The 15,368-nt window shown below is 73.0% G+C and carries 14 protein-coding genes; 8 read left to right on the top strand and 6 right to left on the bottom strand.

From position 1 onward, the window contains the following. The 3 genes from FH610_RS15035 to FH610_RS15025 are packed head-to-tail and all read right to left on the bottom strand — an operon-like array spanning position 1 to position 3,607. A complete protein-coding gene (locus FH610_RS15035) occupies positions 1 to 930 on the bottom strand; it encodes a phytoene/squalene synthase family protein (RefSeq protein WP_139575054.1) in 930 nt (309 codons plus the stop codon). Beyond that, positions 927 to 2,393, bottom strand: a complete 1,467-nt coding sequence (locus FH610_RS15030; RefSeq protein ID WP_139575053.1) for a phytoene desaturase family protein — start codon at positions 2,391 to 2,393, stop codon at positions 927 to 929. Before FH610_RS15030 ends, FH610_RS15035 begins: the two co-directional genes overlap by 4 nt. Then, a complete protein-coding gene (locus tag FH610_RS15025) occupies positions 2,393 to 3,607 on the bottom strand; it encodes a polyprenyl synthetase family protein (RefSeq protein WP_161628007.1) in 1,215 nt (404 codons plus the stop codon). Before FH610_RS15025 ends, FH610_RS15030 begins: the two co-directional genes overlap by 1 nt. Before the next feature lie 175 nt (positions 3,608 to 3,782). Here FH610_RS15025 and FH610_RS15020 point away from each other — a divergent pair, with 175 nt between their 5' ends. The 4 genes from FH610_RS15020 (at position 3,783) to FH610_RS15005 (ending at position 6,959) form a co-directional block, all read left to right on the top strand. Further along, the gene (locus FH610_RS15020; protein ID WP_240808976.1) at positions 3,783 to 4,802 is read left to right on the top strand and encodes a MerR family transcriptional regulator; all 1,020 of its coding nucleotides are present in this window, start codon (positions 3,783 to 3,785) and stop codon (positions 4,800 to 4,802) included. A 125-nt stretch (positions 4,803 to 4,927) separates the two neighbouring features. Next, positions 4,928 to 5,449: an RNA polymerase sigma factor gene (locus tag FH610_RS15015; RefSeq protein ID WP_139575050.1), complete on the top strand. Its 522-nt coding sequence runs from the start codon at positions 4,928 to 4,930 to the stop codon at positions 5,447 to 5,449. A 2-nt stretch (positions 5,450 to 5,451) separates the two neighbouring features. Then, the gene (locus FH610_RS15010) at positions 5,452 to 6,432 is read left to right on the top strand and encodes a YbgA family protein (RefSeq protein WP_139575049.1); all 981 of its coding nucleotides are present in this window, start codon (positions 5,452 to 5,454) and stop codon (positions 6,430 to 6,432) included. Between the two features lie 29 nt (positions 6,433 to 6,461). After that, positions 6,462 to 6,959 carry a TspO/MBR family protein gene (locus FH610_RS15005; RefSeq protein WP_139575048.1) on the top strand — a complete coding sequence of 166 codons (498 nt, stop codon included), beginning with the start codon at positions 6,462 to 6,464 and terminating at the stop codon, positions 6,957 to 6,959. Positions 6,960 to 6,962: 3 nt separating this feature from the next. Here the strand turns inward: FH610_RS15005 and FH610_RS15000 are convergent, their stop codons facing one another. After that, the gene (locus tag FH610_RS15000) at positions 6,963 to 8,123 is read right to left on the bottom strand and encodes a pyridoxal phosphate-dependent aminotransferase (protein WP_139575047.1); all 1,161 of its coding nucleotides are present in this window, start codon (positions 8,121 to 8,123) and stop codon (positions 6,963 to 6,965) included. A 56-nt stretch (positions 8,124 to 8,179) separates the two neighbouring features. On the opposite strand from FH610_RS15000, the gene FH610_RS14995 reads away from it, so the two are divergent. After that, the gene (locus FH610_RS14995; protein ID WP_240809005.1) at positions 8,180 to 8,728 is read left to right on the top strand and encodes a helix-turn-helix domain-containing protein; all 549 of its coding nucleotides are present in this window, start codon (positions 8,180 to 8,182) and stop codon (positions 8,726 to 8,728) included. 81 nt (positions 8,729 to 8,809) lie between these two features. Here FH610_RS14995 and FH610_RS14990 read toward each other — a convergent pair whose 3' ends face one another. Beyond that, positions 8,810 to 9,316, bottom strand: a complete 507-nt coding sequence (locus tag FH610_RS14990; RefSeq protein ID WP_139575045.1) for a MarR family winged helix-turn-helix transcriptional regulator — start codon at positions 9,314 to 9,316, stop codon at positions 8,810 to 8,812. A gap of 86 nt (positions 9,317 to 9,402) precedes the next feature. Here FH610_RS14990 and FH610_RS14985 point away from each other — a divergent pair, with 86 nt between their 5' ends. Next, positions 9,403 to 11,703, top strand: a complete 2,301-nt coding sequence (locus tag FH610_RS14985) for a phosphoketolase family protein (protein ID WP_139575044.1) — start codon at positions 9,403 to 9,405, stop codon at positions 11,701 to 11,703. A 136-nt stretch (positions 11,704 to 11,839) separates the two neighbouring features. Beyond that, positions 11,840 to 13,816 (top strand): threonine--tRNA ligase, encoded by a 1,977-nt coding sequence (thrS, locus tag FH610_RS14980; protein ID WP_139575043.1) that lies wholly within the window; start codon positions 11,840 to 11,842, stop codon positions 13,814 to 13,816. A gap of 157 nt (positions 13,817 to 13,973) precedes the next feature. On the opposite strand, the gene FH610_RS14975 is transcribed toward thrS, so the two are convergent. Beyond that, on the bottom strand, positions 13,974 to 14,513 hold the full coding sequence (locus tag FH610_RS14975; RefSeq protein WP_161628006.1) for an Asp23/Gls24 family envelope stress response protein: 540 nt from the start codon (positions 14,511 to 14,513) through the stop codon (positions 13,974 to 13,976). Between the two features lie 230 nt (positions 14,514 to 14,743). Here FH610_RS14975 and FH610_RS14970 point away from each other — a divergent pair, with 230 nt between their 5' ends. Continuing rightward, a complete protein-coding gene (locus FH610_RS14970) occupies positions 14,744 to 15,340 on the top strand; it encodes an HIT family protein (RefSeq protein ID WP_139575041.1) in 597 nt (198 codons plus the stop codon). The last annotated feature ends 28 nt before the right edge of the window (positions 15,341 to 15,368 follow it).

Below are 15,368 nucleotides of genomic sequence, written 5' to 3'. Positions count from 1 at the left end.
TCAGGCCACCTCCACACGGCGCTCGGCCTGCGCGGCGGCACGCGCGGCGAGCAGGTGCCGGGCGAAGATCACGAGCCTGCGCCGCCGGGAGACCCTGGCCCGCCTCACCAGCACGTCGTGCCCGGCCGACTCGACCTCGTCCAGGATGCCGCCGTACAGCTCGTACGCGGCCCTGATGCACGGCCGGGACGACGGCGCGAGCAGCGCGATTCCGTCGCGGGCCCGCCGGTAGTGGTCGCGGGCACGGTCGCACTCGTAGGCCACCAGCTCCCGCACCGCCGGCGTGGCGTAGGGCGCGGCCAGGTCGGCCTCGGTCACGCCGAACTTGTCGAGGTCCGACAGCGGCAGGTAGACGCGGCCCCGCGCCAGGTCCTCGCGGACGTCGCGGATGAAGTTCGTGAGCTGGAAGGCCAGCCCGAGCTGGCGGGCGGGCTCGCGGGCCCGCGCCTCCTCGCCCGGCAGGGCCTCCAGCACCGGCAGCATCATCGTCCCGATGACCGCCGCCGATCCCTCCATGTATCCCAGCAGGTCGTCGTAGGTCGCGTAGCGGTCTACGGTGAGGTCGGCGCGCATGGACGCGAGGAACGCCCGCACGTCGGCCTGGTCGATCCCGAACGCCCGCACCGTGTGCGTGAACGCGGGGAGCACCGGATCGTGGACGCGCTCGCCGTCGAGCGCGGCGGCGAGCCGGGAGGACAGGCGCTCCAGCGCCGCGGCCCGGTCGCCGGTCAGCGCGAGCGAGTCGACGATCTCGTCGGCGTAGCGGGCGAAGCCGTACAACGCGTGGACGTGCGGCCGTTTCCAAGCGGGAAGCAGGCGGGTGGCCAGGTAGTACGAGCGGCCGTAGCTCGCGTGCAGCCTGCGGCACCGCTCGTAGCCGGCCGTCAGCGTCGCGGCCGGCGCCGGGGATGGCGTGCTCAGCGTGCTCATGGGGCGCTCTCCAGGATGCGTTCGGCGGCCAGACGGCCGGAGATCAGTACGGGCGGCACCCCGACCCCGGGAGCCGTGTACATGCCGGCGAAGTGGAGGCCGGGGACCCGCCGGGCCGCGCCGGACGGGCGGAACCACGCGGTCTGGGTGAACCGGGCGTCGAGCGCGAAGGGCGTGCCGGCCGCGTGGCCGCGCCGCCGCCAGGCGGGGGGATCGAACACCAGCCGGGGCGCGCCGGACAGGTCGCCGTACCCGAGGCCGGCGAGCCGGCCCACCATGCGGTCCACGAGACGGGGGGTGAGGGTGGTCCAGTCGGCGCCGCCCCGGGTGTTCGCGGTGGGTTCCAGCACGCTGAGCACGGCGGGGCCGCCGTCGGCCGGGCACGTCACCAGCAGGCTCGGGTCCGGCTGCGGCCCGCCCGCCTCCAGGGCCGCGAACGTCGTCTCCCACTCCCGCCCGAAGTGCAGGGTGTGGTGAGCCTGCCCCTCCGGGCGCCGGTCGAGCGCGAAGTGCGCCACCAGGCAGGAGGGGGAGAAGCGGGGCCGCCGCAGCCGCCAGTCGGCCGCCTCCTCAGGCAGCAGGCCGTCGCCGTCCCGCCGGCCGTGCGCCCGGACGAGGTCGCAGGCCACCACGGCGTGCCGGGCGGCGAGCCGTTCGCCGGTGCCGAGGCGGACGGCGACCACCCCCGCCCCGTCGGTCTCGATCCGCGTGGCCCGCACGCCGTATCGGAAGACCGCCCCAGCCTTCTCCGCGGCGGCGGCCATGGCCCGGGGGACGGCGTGCATGCCGCCCTCCCGGGGGAAGTAGACCCCGCCGACCGTGTCCATGTGGGCGATCACTGCGTACACGCCGAGGGCGCGGCGCGGCGACAGGCCGACGTACAGCGCCTGGAAGGTGTGCGCCCTGATCAGCCGCTCGTCGGTGAGGTGACGCCGCACGAGCCCGTCCAGCCGGCGGAAGCCGCCGAGCGCGGCCAGCCGTGCCAGCGCGTACGGCCGGGCCAGCGCCCGCAGCCGGGTCATGTCCCGGTCGATGAACGCGCCCCACTCGGCCTCGAACATCTCTCCCAGCAGGTGCCGGAACCGCCGGTAGCGCCCGGCCTCCGCGGGCCCGCACAGCGCCCGCACCTGCTCGGTCATCGCGTCGGCCCCCGCCACCACGTCGAGCCGCGATCCGTCGTGGAAGGTCAGCCGGTAGTACGGATCGAGCCGCCGCAGTGGCAGCCAGCGCTCCAGGTCCTGCCCGGCGGCGGCGAAGGCGTCGGCCAGCACCCCCGGCATGGTCAGCACCGAGGGGCCGGTGTCGAAGCGGTGGGAGCCCAGGGTGGCCGTGCCGCAGCAGCCGCCGGGCACGTCGGCGGCCTCCACGACCGTCACCTCACGGCCCGCCCCGGCCAGGCGCATCGCGGCGGACAGGCCGCCCAGCCCGGCGCCGATCACCACGACCGGCCCGCCCGCGGTCATCAGCCCGCCCCGCCGGCAGCCGGCTCAGCGGAGCCGGCCAGAGGAGCGGGGCCGGGCTGGGAAGCGGGGCCGGACGAGGCCACGCGGCCGGCTTGATCGGGCGAAGCCGCGGGGCCGGGCTGGGCCAGGCGGCGGGCGAGGCCGAGCAGGGCCGCCCGGGCGTCCGCGGGCATGTCCGCCCCGGACAGCGCCTCGCCCGCGGAGTCGGTCAGGCCGCGGATGCGCCGCTCGACCGCCTCCAGTGCGCCGGTCGCGACGATCACCTCCCGGGCCGCGGCCAGGTGGTCCGGCCGCGCCTCGCCCGTCCCCGGCAGGGCGTCCAGCAGCGCCGCTCCCGGGCCGTCCGCGCGTTCGCGCGCCAGCGTCAGCAGGTAGGTCCGCTTGCCCTGCAGCAGGTCGGCCCCGGCGGGCTTCCCGGTCCGCGCCGGGTCGCCGAAGACGCCGAGGACGTCGTCGCGGAGCTGGAACGCCTCGCCCAGCGGGAGCGCGTACGCGCTGAGGACCCGGCGCAGCCCGGGCTCGCCTCCCGCGATGGCGTGACCGAGGTGCAGCGGCCGTTCCACCGTGTATTTGCCCGACTTGTACGTCGAGATCAGCAGTGCCTCCCGGCGGTCGCCGCCACCCCGGGCGGCGCAGGTCAGGTCGAGGTACTGCCCGGCGACCAGCTCCACCCGCAGCTGGGTGAACACCTCCAGGGCGTCGGCCAGCCTGCGGCGATCGGCAAGCAGCGCGGAGTCGGCCCAGGTGAAGGCGAGCACGCCGAGCAGGACGGCGGCCGACTCCCCGAACCGCCGCGACGACCCGGCCCAGCCGAGCTCCCGGTGGCGCTCGGCGAGCGCCAGGTGGGCGGTCGTCCGGCCGCGCCGGAGGGGCGACTCGTCCATCACGTCGTCGAGGATCAGCGCGCACGCGTGGAGGAGCTCGATCGAGCAGCCCGCCGCCAGCACGGCCCCGAGGTCGTCGGGCGAGCCGCCGGAGGCCCGGTGGCCCCAGTACACGAACGCCGGCCGCAGCCGCCTGCCGCCGCGCGCGACGAAGTCGGCGAGGTGACGCTGCAGCACCTCCCGGTCGTCGGCCCCCAGGAAGGACAACCGGCTCATCTCGCGCCGGAGCAGTTCGTCCAGGGCGCGGTCGAACAGGTCGGAAAGGTGGCGATCGAACGGCTCCCGCGTCTCGTCCCGAACGCTGCCGGTCTCGCGGGTCAACGTCAGCATGCCCACTGCTCCTTCGATCGTTACGGTGATCGGCGGCGCCGTCAGTAGAGTTTTCGCGCCCGCCCGCTCCGGCGGTTGCATCCGTGCCGGTGGCCCGAGCCGAAACAAGGTCAGGGGCGGGCACGGGCGCCGCGCGCGGGCCGCGGCGACGACCGGATGGACACGGGGTGAGCACGTGACGCGCGAGGACGGGTCGGGGGCCGGTGAGAACGCGGCCGCCGAGGAGGAGCCGGGCTACGGCATCGGGGCCGTCTCCCGGCGGCTCGGCGTGCCCGCGTCCACGCTGCGCACATGGAACCTCAGGTACGGCATCGGCCCGAGCAGGCGCAGCCCCGGCGGGCACCGCCGCTACGACGACGCGGACCTGCGCCGCCTGGAGGAGATGAACCGGCTGATCCGCGCCGGGATGCCGCCGGCCGACGCCGCCAGGCAGGCGCTGCGGCCGAGGCCCGCACCCGGGGAGCGGGCGGCGTCCCCGGCAGGGGAGGGAGCCGCCGCGCCACCGGAGTCGCCCGGACGGCCCGAGTCCCCCGGGCCGTTCGAGACCTCGGTGCCGTCCGCCTCCGCCGTACGCCCGGCCGCGGAACCCGGATTGCTGTCGGCGGTGATGCTGGCCCGCGCGGTGACGGCGCTGGACGCCGCGACCGTGAACGCGGGACTGGACACGGCGCTGGCCGCGCACGGCGTGGTGTGGACGTGGGAGCGGCTCGTGCTGCCGGTGTTCGCGGCCGTCACCCGCAGGCAGCAGGACACCGGAGCCGGGATCGACGTCGAGCACCTGTTCTCCGACCGGCTCCAGGCCGCGTTGGCGCGGTTCTCCGCGCGTGCGCCCTCGCCCGTGCATCCCCGTCCTGTCCTGCTGGCCGGTGCGGAGGAGGAGCAGCACGCGCTGCCGATCCACGCGCTGGCCGCCGCGCTCGGCGTGCTCGGGGTGGAGACCCGCGTGCTCGGCGCGCGCACGCCGTACACCGCCCTGGCGGACGCGATGCGCCGCCTCGGTCCCGCGGCGGTGTTCGTGTGGTCGCAGATGCGGGAGACGGGCGATCCGGCCCCGCTGGCCGGTCTGCCGGGGCTCCGCCCCGCCTGCCGCGTCGTGGTCGGCGGCCCCGGATGGTGGGAGGGCCTGCCCACGCACGTCGTCCGGGTGAACACGTTTCGTGACGCCATCTCGGCGGTAATGACCACTCTGCGGTGATTCGGCCCTCTTTGACGCATTTTTGATCCAGCATTCGGCCCCCATGGTTGTCCGTTGCCGACGCGGGCAGCTATGAATAGCTTTTGAATAAGTTTTCCGCCCAGTCTTCTGCCCAAGGGGGGCCGATGGAGGAGACCCTGGAGTTCCGCCTCGCCGCGGGGGACACGGGAGCGCTGGGGGAGTGCTACCGGCTGCATTCGCCGGCCGTGCGCTCCTACCTGCGCAAATTCGTGCCGCCTCAGGACGTGGAGGACGTCATGCAGGTCGTCTTCACCGAGGTGTGGCGCTTCCGGCACCGCTTCGACCCGGGCCGCAGCCTGTCGGCCTGGCTGTTCGGCATCGCCCGCAACCGGGCGGTGGACCACCTGCGGGCGCGTGCGCCGGCGACGGTGCCGCTGGAGGCGGTCCCCGACCCGGCGGGGCGCGACGGCCGGCTGGACGGCGACGAGTTGGCCGACCGCGACCGGATCCGCCGCGCGCTGGCCTCGCTGCCGCAGGTGCAGCGCCAGGCGATCGAGCTGGCCTACTACGGGGACCTGACGCAGCGGGAGATCGCCGAGCACCTGCGGGTCCCGCTCGGCACGGTCAAGGCGCGTACGGCCCGCGGCCTCCACCGCCTGTCCACCCTGCTGCGGCCGGCGGCCTGATCATGGGGCCTGCGGAAGGGATCAGGCCCAGGGTGGCCGTGTCGAGCTGCCTGCTCGGCGCTCCCGTGCGGTTCAACGGCGGCCACAGCCGTGACCGGTTCCTGACCGCGGAGCTGGCGGAGCACGTGGACTGGGTGCCGGTCTGCCCCGAGATCGAGCTCGGCCTCGGCGCCCCGCGCGAGACGCTCCGCCTGGAGCGCTCCCCCGGCGGGCCCCGGCTCGTCACCCGCCGGACGCGCGAGGACCTGACCGCGCCGATGACCGCTCTCGCCGCCGATCGCTCGGCCGGTCTGGCCGACGTCGACGGGTACGTGTTCAAGGCGAGGAGCCCGAGTTGCGGGCTGCACGGAATCCCCGTGTACGCCGAGTCCGGCGCCGCGGCCGACCGGCGCGGGAAGGGCGTCTTCGCCGCCGCGCTCACCGCGGCCCGCCCGGAGCTGGCCGTCGAGGACGAGGGCCGGCTGCACGACGCCGTGCTGCGGGAGGCGTTCGTCGAGCGGGTCTTCGCCTCGGCCCGCCTGCGCGCCCTGCTGACCGGCGACTGGCGCCCACGCGACCTGGTCGCCTTCCACACCCGGCACAAGATGCAGATCCTCGCCCACGCGCCCGCGGCGTACCGCGAGATCGGGCGGCTCGTGGCCGCCGCGGGCGAGCGCCCACGGGAGTCGCTGGCCCGCGAGTACGGCCGGGCGTTCCGCGCGGCCCTCGCCGCCAAGGCCACGGTGGGGCGCCACGTCAACGTCCTGCACCACTGCCTCGGCATGATCGGCCGGGAGCTCGACCCGGTCCGCCGGGCCGACCTGGCCGAGGTGATCGCGTCGTATCAGGCCCGCAAGGTCGCCCTCGCGGTGCCGCTCGCCCTGCTCAGGCACCACGCGAGGGGCGCGGGCGCCCAGTACGTCCACGCGCGGTACGTCCGCGACCAGACCTACCTGTCCCCGTATCCCGACGCGCTGCGCCTGCGCAACCACATCCCCGCATGAGCGCGGACCACGGGGAAGAAAGAGGACGCATGAGACGCACATCGAAGAAGACGCTGCTGCGCACGGCCCTCGCCGTGACGGCCACCGCCGCGGTCGGCGGCCTGTCCACCGACGCCCGCTCCGGCTGGTACGTCCGGCTGCGCAAGCCCTCCTGGCAGCCGCCGCCGCAGGCGTTCGGCCTGGTCTGGACGCCGTTGTACGCGACGATCGCCTACGCCTCCGCCCGGGCGCTGTCGTACGGCGACGACGGCTCCCGGCCGGCCCTGCGGCGGGCGCTCGCCGCGAACCTGGCGCTCAACGCGGCCTGGCCGCCGCTGTTCTTCAAGGCCCGCAACCCCCGTCTCGCGCTCGCGGAGATCCTCGCGCTCAACGTGTCGAACGCGCTGCTGACCCGCCGCCTCCTCCGCCAGGACCGCACGGCCGGGCTTCTGCTGCTGCCGTACGCCGGGTGGACGGTCTTCGCCACCGCACTCAACGCCGCCATCGCACGGCACAACCCGAAAGCTCAGCGGAACCCCAAGGTCTGAGGGTCAGCCGATCGCGCGGCGGAAGCGCTCGCCGAGCCCGGCAAGCCGTTCGACCGGCTCGTTGGCGAACACGAGCCGCAGGTAGTGCGCCCCCGACGGGCCCCAGCCGTCCATGGGTGTGGCGGCGACCCTGCCGCGCTCGAACAACAGCAGGGACAGCTCGGCGGGCGTCAGCCCGAGCGGGCGGGTGTCGACCAGGGCGGACCAGCCGCCGTGCGGCGGGACGACCGGATAGCCGGCCAGTTCGCGGAGGACGGCGTCTCCGCGGCGCGCCCACACCGCGGTGGCCGCCGCCACGTCCGCCTCGGCGTCCGGTGCGTCCAGGGCGGCCGCCACCGCCTCCTGGGCGATCCCCACCTGACAGACGACGTTGGTGAGGCCGACCAGGCGGATGTCGGCGAGGACGGCGGCCGGCCCCACCACCCAGCCGACCCGCCAGCCGATGAGTCGCAGCTCCTTCGACGCAGAGCCGACGGTGATCGTGCGGCCGGCCAGGTCGTCGCGGGCGGCGGGGTGGCTCGGCGGCCGGCCGTCGAAGCGGATGCGCTCCATCGCGGCGTCGTAGATCAACCAGGCGTCGTGCCGCTCGCAGGCGGCGGCGAGCGCCGCCCAGTGGCGGTCGTCGAGCACGAGCCCGGTCGGCATGAGCGGGCTCATCATCAGCACCGCGGCGGTCCGTCCGGTGACCGCCGCGGCCAGCTCCTCCGGGTCGAGCGTCCAGCCCCCGGCCGTGGCCCTGGCGGGCACGAAGCGGGGGACGCCGCCCGCCAGCCGCACCCGGTTGACCAGCCCCGCGTAGACGGGGTCGCACAGCACGACCTCACGCCCCGGCTCGACGGTGGCGAGCAGCGTGTTCAGCACGCCGTTGAGCCCGCCCGCGACGCTGACGCACTCGGTGCCCGGGTCGTACGTACGCCCGGCCATGCGGCCCACATGCGCGGCGGCGGCCGCACGCAGGGAGCGGCGGCCCTGGAACGGCAGGTAGCTGTTGGCCGCGTCGTCGTCGAGGGCGGCCCGGGTCGCCTCGATCGCGACGGCGGGCGGCCGGAGGTCGGTGTCCAGGTTCTCCAGCCGCAGCAACTCCGGATCGTCCGACGCGTCGGCGGCGTCGCCGACGACGTCGACCCCGATGCCGGGGATGTCGCGGAGCCGGGACACGGTCATGGGAACTCCGTTCGTTATGTTGATATCGGCGTACCACTATGCTGATACACGTGAACATGGCGCAAGTGGTCGGCGACAACGTCCACCGGCTGCGGAACGCGGCCGGCATCTCCCTGGCGGACCTCGCGGCGGCGGGCGGGGTCAGCAAGACGACGCTGCACGGCATCGAGCAGGGCGCGGGCAACCCCACCCTCGGCACGCTGTGGGCCCTCGCCGCCGCGCTCAAGGTCTCACTGGGGGAGCTGATCGAACCGCCGGCTCCCGTCGTGGAGGTCGTGCGCGCGGGCGACGAACGGCCCGCCGTGACCGGCGACGCCGTGGGCGCCCGCCTGCTGCACCGCATCCGGCTGCGCGGCACCGTGGAGGTCTACGCGATCGAGGTGGCCACCGATGGGCAGGAGTCGCAGCCCCACCTGCCCGGCGTCGAGGAGTGCCTGGTCCTCACGGACGGCCGGATCACGGCGGGGCCCGCCGACGCGCCGGTGGACCTGGCGGAGGGCGACTCGCTGCGGTTCGAGGCCTCCCGGCCCCACGTCTACCAGGGCCACGACGAGCGCAACCGGGCCGTGCTGCTCATGCTCCACCCCGACCCACCCGGAACCTGACCCGCTCCCGCGGGCGGGCGGCCCACGGCGCCGCCGGTCACGGCGCGGACGGTCCGTCCGAGACCGCCGAGGGTGCCGGATTCACTGGGCGGCGGCGTCGAGTGCGGGGGGACGCCCGGCCTCCGCGGCCCTCTGGTACTCGATGGCCGACAGGATCGTGTCGAGGATCTCGCCGAACTGCCGCACCTGGCCGGGGGTGAGGGGGTCGAACAACACCCGGCGGACCTCCTCGACGTGGCCCGGCGCCGCCTCCACGAGAGCGGCGAAGCCCTCGTCGGTGAGCTCGGCGACGGTCGTGCGCCGGTCCTCCGGCCGCTTGAGCCGCCGCACCCAGCCCTTCTCCTCCAGCCGGGAGACGGCGTGGGACAGGCGGCTGACCGAATACTGGAGGATGGCGGACAGCTCCGTCATCGTCATGGTCCGCCCGGGCGACTCGGAGAGGACCACAAGGATCATGTAGTAGGCGTGCGGCATGCCCGAGTCGCGCTGCAACTGCCGTTCGAGGGCCTCCTGCAGCAGCTGGCTCGTCCGCAGGTAGGAACGCCAGGTGTGCTGCTCCTCCTCGTCGAGCCATCGGGTGCCGGACATGGCGCCAAGACTACAGTCGGTGGGCACGCTGTTTTGTGGGCGAAAGACCCTGGTTCGGCCGCCGCTGCTGGGAAAGTGTCAGGGGCATGGACGCATACGGGAACATCGACGCCTACTGGCGGGCCGCGAACTACCTGTCCGTCGGCCAGATCTACCTGATGGACAATCCGCTGCTGACCGAGCCGCTCAGCCCCGAGCACGTCAAGCCGCGGCTGCTCGGCCATTGGGGCACGACGCCCGGGCTCAACTTCTGCTTCGCCCACCTCAACCGGATCATCCGGGAGCGCGGCCAGGACATGATCTACATCGCCGGCCCCGGTCACGGCGGCCCGGCGGCGGTCGCCCACGCGTGGCTCGAAGGCACCTACACCGAGCGCTACCCCCACGTCACCCAGGACGCCGAGGGCATGCGCAGGCTCTTCCGCCAGTTCTCCTTCCCCGGTGGCATCCCCAGCCACGTCGCACCCGAGACTCCGGGCTCCATCCACGAGGGTGGCGAGCTCGGCTACGCCCTCTCCCACGCGTACGGCGCGGCCTTCGACAACCCCGGACTGGTGGTGGCGTGCGTCGTCGGCGACGGCGAGGCCGAGACCGGCCCGCTCGCCACCGGCTGGCATTCCAACAAGTTCCTCAACCGGGACACCGACGGGGTGGTCCTGCCGATCCTGCACCTGAACGGTTACAAGATCGCCAACCCGACCGTGCTGGCCAGGATCCCGGAGGGTGAGCTGGTCAAGCTTTTCGAGGGGTACGGCTATCGACCGCACATCGTCTCCGGCCAGGAACCGGCGGAGATGCACGAGCTCATGGCCGCGACCCTCGACACCGTCTTCGACCAGATGGCCGACGGCGGCCCGCTGCCGATGATCATTATGCGTACGCCGAAGGGCTGGACCGGGCCGCGCGAGGTCGACGGGCTCCCGGTCGAGGGCACGTGGCGCGCCCACCAGGTGCCGCTGACCGACGTGCGGAACCGGCCCGACCGGCTGGAGGCTCTGGAGGAGTGGATGCGCTCCTACCGGCCCGAAGAGCTGTTCGACGCCGACGGACGGCCGATCGAGACGATCACGCGGACCGTCCCGGACGGGCCGCTGCGGATGAGCGCCAGCCCGCACGCCAACGGCGGGGAACTGCTGCGCCCGCTCACGCTGCCCGACTTCCGGGATTACGCGGTCGAGGTCAAGGCGCCGGCCAGCGCCTCCAGCGAGCCGACCCGCGTCCTCGGGGCGTTCCTGCGCGACGTCATCGCGGCCAACCCCACGAACTTCCGGCTGCTCGGCCCGGACGAGACCGCCTCCAACCGCCTGTCCGCCGTCTTCGAGGCGACCGACAAGGAGTGGGAGGCCGCCCTGCTGCCCACCGACGAGAACATCGGTCCCGGGGGCAGGGTCATGGAGGTGCTCAGCGAGCACCAGTGCCAGGGCTGGCTGGAGGGCTACCTGCTGAGCGGCCGCCACGGGCTGTTCAACTGCTACGAGGCGTTCATCCACATCGTGGACGCGATGTTCAACCAGCACGCCAAGTGGCTGGAGTCCTCCCGCAAGATCCCCTGGCGGCGGCCGGTCGCCTCGCTGAACTACCTGCTGTCGTCCCACGTCTGGCGCCAGGACCACAACGGCTTCAGCCACCAGGACCCCGGCTTCCTCGACGTCGTCGTCAACAAGAAGGCCGAGGTCGTCCGCGTCTACCTGCCGCCGGACGCCAACACCCTGCTGTCGGTCGCCGACCACTGCCTGCGCTCGCGCGACTACGTCAACGTCGTCGTGGCGGGCAAGCAGCCCGTGCTCGACCTGATGAGCATGGACGAGGCGATCGTCCACTGCACCCGCGGGCTGGGCATCCTCGACTGGGCCTCCACCGACGAGGGCACGGATCCCGACGTCGTGCTGGCCTGCGCCGGTGACGTGCCCACGCTGGAGACCCTGGCCGCCGTCGCGCTGCTCCGCGAGCACCTGCCCGAGCTGCGGATCCGGGTGATCAACGTGGTCGACCTCATGCGGCTGCAGCCGGCCTCCGAGCATCCGCACGGCCTGCGCGACGCCGAGTTCGACGCGCTGTTCACCACGGACCGGCCGATCATCTTCAACTTCCACGGCTACCCCTGGCTGATCCACCGCCTGACCTACCGGCGCAACGGGCACGAGAACCTGCACGTGCGCGGCTACAAGGAGGAGGGCACCACCACCACGCCGTTCGACATGGCGATGCTCAACGACATCGACCGCTTCCACCTGGTGATAGACGTGATCGACCGGGTGCCCGGCCTGGGCAGCAGGGCGGCCCACCTGCGCCAGCGGATGGCCGACGCCCGGCTGCGCGCCCGCGCCCACACCCGCGAGTTCGGCGAGGACCCCGCCGAGATCCGCGACTGGACGTGGCCGTACTGATTCCCGGGAGCGGGCGCGGCGCATCACCGCCATTAGGGGGCGACGGCACCGGTAGCATCGGATGCGACCGGAGCCGCCGCCGCGCGTGCGCGCGGCCACCGAGATCCATGCATCGACCCTGTCCTAAGGAGCCACCGTGTCCGCCGCCCTTGAGATACGCATCACCCTCGCCGGAGCCGAGCGCGTGGTGGCGGCGGGTACGACGGCCGGGGAGGCGCTCGGCGCCGACGGCAGGTCGGTGATCGCCGCCCGGATCAACGGCGAGCTGCGCGACCTGGCCGCCGAGGTCGCCGAGGGCGACGTGGTCGAGCCGGTCGCGATCGACAGCTCCGACGGCCGGGCCATCCTGCGCCACTCCACCGCGCACGTCATGGCCCAGGCCGTCCAGGAGATCTTCCCCGAGGCCAGGCTGGGCATCGGCCCGCCGGTCGAGAACGGCTTCTACTACGACTTCGACGTCCGCGAGCCGTTCACCCCCGACGACCTCAAGCGCATCGAGAAGCGCATGCGCGAGATCGTCAAGCAGGGGCAGACCTTCCGGCGCCGTCCGATCGGCGACGACGAAGCCCGCGAGGAGCTCGCCGCCGAGCCGTACAAGCTGGAGCTGATCGGGCTCAAGGGCGGCGCGGCCGAGTCCACCGAGGGCGCGAGCGTCGAGGTCGGCGGCGGCCAGCTCACCATCTACGACAACCTCGACCCGAAGACGGGCGAGCTGTGCTGGAAGGACCTGTGCCGGGGGCCCCACCTGCCGAGCACCCGGGTCATCCCGGCGTTCAAGCTCATGCGGTCGGGCGGCGCCTACTGGCGGGGCAGCGAGAAGAACCCGCAGCTCCAGCGCATCTACGGCACCGCCTGGGAGTCGCGGGAGAAGCAGGACGAGTACCTCCACTTCCTGGAGGAGGCCGAAAAGCGCGACCACCGCAAGCTGGGCGCCGAGCTCGACCTGTTCTCCTTCCCGGACGAGCTGGGCTCGGGCCTGCCGGTCTTCCACCCGAAGGGCGGCGTCATCCGCCGGGTCATGGAGGACTACTCGCGCCGCAGGCACGAGGAGGCGGGCTACTCCTTCGTGAACACCCCGCACATCACGAAGGAGAACCTTTACAAGATCTCCGGCCACCTCGACTGGTACGCCGACGGCATGTTCCCTCCCATGGAGCTGGAGGGCGCGCGCTACTACCTCAAGCCGATGAACTGCCCGATGCACAACCTGATCTTCAGGGCGCGCGGACGGTCCTACCGCGAGCTGCCGCTGCGGCTGTTCGAGTTCGGCACGGTCTACCGGTACGAGAAGTCGGGCGTGGTGCACGGCCTGACCCGAGTACGCGGGCTGACCCAGGACGACGCACACATCTACTGCACGCCCGAGCAGATGCGTGACGAGCTCAAGTCGCTGCTGCGGTTCGTGCTCGATCTGCTGCGCGACTACGGCCTCGACGACTTCTACCTGGAGCTGTCCACCAAGGACCCGGAGAAGTACGTCGGCAGCGACGAGGTGTGGGAGGAGGCGACCGAGACGCTGCGCGAGGTCGCCGAGTCCGAGAACCTGGAGCTGGTGCTCGACCCGGGCGGCGCGGCCTTCTACGGCCCCAAGATCTCCGTGCAGGCGCGGGACGCCATCGGCCGCACCTGGCAGATGTCGACCATCCAGCTCGACTTCAACCTGCCCGAGCTGTTCGAGCTGGAATATCAGGCCGCCGACGGCACCAGGAAGCGGCCCGTCAAGATCCACCGGGCGCTGTTCGGGTCGATCGAGCGGTTCTTCGGCGTGCTGGTCGAGCACTACGCGGGGGCCTTCCCTCCGTGGCTGGCCCCCGTGCAGGTGGTCGGCATCCCGATCGCCGACGCCCACGTGCCATACCTGCAGGACGTCGCCAAGCGGCTGCGCGAGGAGGGCATCCGGGTCGAGGTCGACGAGAGCGACGACCGCATGCAGAAGAAGATCCGCAACGCCCAGAAGGCCAAGGTGCCGTACATGCTGCTGGCCGGCGACGACGACATCGCCGCGGGTGCGGTCTCCTTCCGTTACCGGAGCGGCGAGCAGAAGAACGGCGTGCCGGTCGAGCAGGCGGTCGCCGAGATCGTCGACGCGGTCCGCCGCCGCATCCAGGTCTGACCCGTCATCGTCTCGAACGCGGGCGGCCCCACCTGGGGCCCCCGCGTTCTCGCTTCTCCCCGGCAGCACGAGGTGAATCTCCCGGGCCGCGGGGGAAGTCCTCCGGCCGCACTGGGTTCTCCGGCTGCGCTGGCTTCTCTGGCTGCGCTGGGCCGGCTCAGGCGGCCGGGGCGTCTCTGGTGGGGGAGTCCTGACCGGGGAGGCGGACGTCGTCGACCGTCACGTTGACCTCCACCACACGCATGCCGAGCATCCGGCTCACCGACCGGGCGACGTTGACCTTGACCTCGGTGGCGACGTCCATCACCACGTGGCCGTACACGATGACGATGGTCACGTCGACCGAGACCCGCTGGTCCTGGATCCTGGCCTGCACGCCCTGCGTCGCCCGCTTGGTCCCCACGCCGATGCGGTCACGTACGGATTCGAAGGCGCGTTCGAGGTCGCCACCCAGGTCGGCGACGCCGGGGATCTCCAGGGCGGCCAGCGCGGCCACCTTCTCCACCACCTCGTCGGCGACCTTGATCCGGCCCTTGAGGACGTCGGCGGTCGGCGCCTCGGGCCTCGGCGTCCGCAGGGGGAGCTCCGGCGCCGCCGGGTCGGCCGCCTCCAGGCCCGCCGGGTCGTCGAGGCTCCCCTCGGCGTACGCGTCGGTCTGCTCTTCCACTCGCTCCTCGACGGCGGCGGTCTCGCTCATGTGACGGCTCCTCGCAGGTGGGGCGTCCGGCAGGTGCATTCTGCCCGATGATCGAGCGGGCCGCCCGGTGTCCGCGGATATCGGTGGGCCGTCGGTCGCGGCCCCGGTGGTCGTCGGCCCGGTGATCGTGGGCCTGGTGGTCGTCGGCCCGGTGATCGTGGGCCTGGTGCAACCCGGCCGGTGAGAGGAGATCCGCGAGGTCATATGCTGCTGCCAGTGCCCAGTACCAAATGCAACAGTGCGCAGGGACGACGGGAGCGGAGGAGATCGCGGACGTGGATTCAGAGCCGATCGAGCAGCCGGGCGCCGGGATTCCCGACAGCTTCCAGCGCCTGTGGACCCCGCACCGGATGGCCTATATCAAGGGCGAGAACAAGCCCAGCGGGTCCGGCGCGGATGACGGCTGTCCGTTCTGCGAGATTCCCAAGCTGTCCGACGAGGACGGGCTGATCGTGGCCCGGGGATCGGCCGTGTTCGCCGTGCTCAACCTCTATCCGTACAACTCCGGGCACCTGATGGTCTGCCCCTATCGGCACGTGTCCGACTACGCCGACCTCGACGGGCCCGAGACGGCGGAGCTGGCCGACTTCACCAAGCGCGCGACGCAGGCGCTGCGCAAGGCGAGCGGGGCGCAGGGCTTCAACGTCGGCATGAACCTGGGCAGTGTGGCGGGCGCGGGCATCGCCGCCCACCTTCACCAGCATGTCGTGCCCCGGTGGGGCGGCGACACCAACTTCATGCCGGTGGTCGGGCGCACCAAGGTGCTGCCGCAGTTGCTGCGAGACACGCGTGACCTGCTCGCCGACGCCTGGCCCGCCGCCTCCTGACCGCTCCTCGCCCAAGAGCCGGTCGCCC

The sequence above is a fragment of the Microbispora catharanthi genome, assembly GCF_006334915.2.
GTDB classification, from domain to species: domain Bacteria; phylum Actinomycetota; class Actinomycetes; order Streptosporangiales; family Streptosporangiaceae; genus Microbispora; species Microbispora catharanthi.
The sequence above is the reverse complement of the archived record's forward strand: the minus strand, read 5'-3'. Positions and strand labels throughout refer to the sequence as shown.

What these genes read in the sequence shown, in the direction of transcription:
- FH610_RS15035 (WP_139575054.1), bottom strand. Translation starts at nt 930, where the DNA reads ATGAGCACGCTGAGCACGCCATCCCCGGCGCCGGCCGCGACGCTGACG.
- FH610_RS15030 (WP_139575053.1), bottom strand. Translation starts at nt 2,393, where the DNA reads ATGACCGCGGGCGGGCCGGTCGTGGTGATCGGCGCCGGGCTGGGCGGC.
- FH610_RS15025 (WP_161628007.1), bottom strand. Translation starts at nt 3,607, where the DNA reads ATGCTGACGTTGACCCGCGAGACCGGCAGCGTTCGGGACGAGACGCGG.
- FH610_RS15015 (WP_139575050.1), top strand. Translation starts at nt 4,928, where the DNA reads ATGGAGGAGACCCTGGAGTTCCGCCTCGCCGCGGGGGACACGGGAGCG.
- FH610_RS15010 (WP_139575049.1), top strand. Translation starts at nt 5,452, where the DNA reads ATGGGGCCTGCGGAAGGGATCAGGCCCAGGGTGGCCGTGTCGAGCTGC.
- FH610_RS15005 (WP_139575048.1), top strand. Translation starts at nt 6,462, where the DNA reads ATGAGACGCACATCGAAGAAGACGCTGCTGCGCACGGCCCTCGCCGTG.
- FH610_RS15000 (WP_139575047.1), bottom strand. Translation starts at nt 8,123, where the DNA reads ATGACCGTGTCCCGGCTCCGCGACATCCCCGGCATCGGGGTCGACGTC.
- FH610_RS14995 (WP_240809005.1), top strand. Translation starts at nt 8,180, where the DNA reads ATGGCGCAAGTGGTCGGCGACAACGTCCACCGGCTGCGGAACGCGGCC.
- FH610_RS14990 (WP_139575045.1), bottom strand. Translation starts at nt 9,316, where the DNA reads ATGTCCGGCACCCGATGGCTCGACGAGGAGGAGCAGCACACCTGGCGT.
- FH610_RS14985 (WP_139575044.1), top strand. Translation starts at nt 9,403, where the DNA reads ATGGACGCATACGGGAACATCGACGCCTACTGGCGGGCCGCGAACTAC.
- FH610_RS14975 (WP_161628006.1), bottom strand. Translation starts at nt 14,513, where the DNA reads ATGAGCGAGACCGCCGCCGTCGAGGAGCGAGTGGAAGAGCAGACCGAC.
- FH610_RS14970 (WP_139575041.1), top strand. Translation starts at nt 14,744, where the DNA reads ATGCAACAGTGCGCAGGGACGACGGGAGCGGAGGAGATCGCGGACGTG.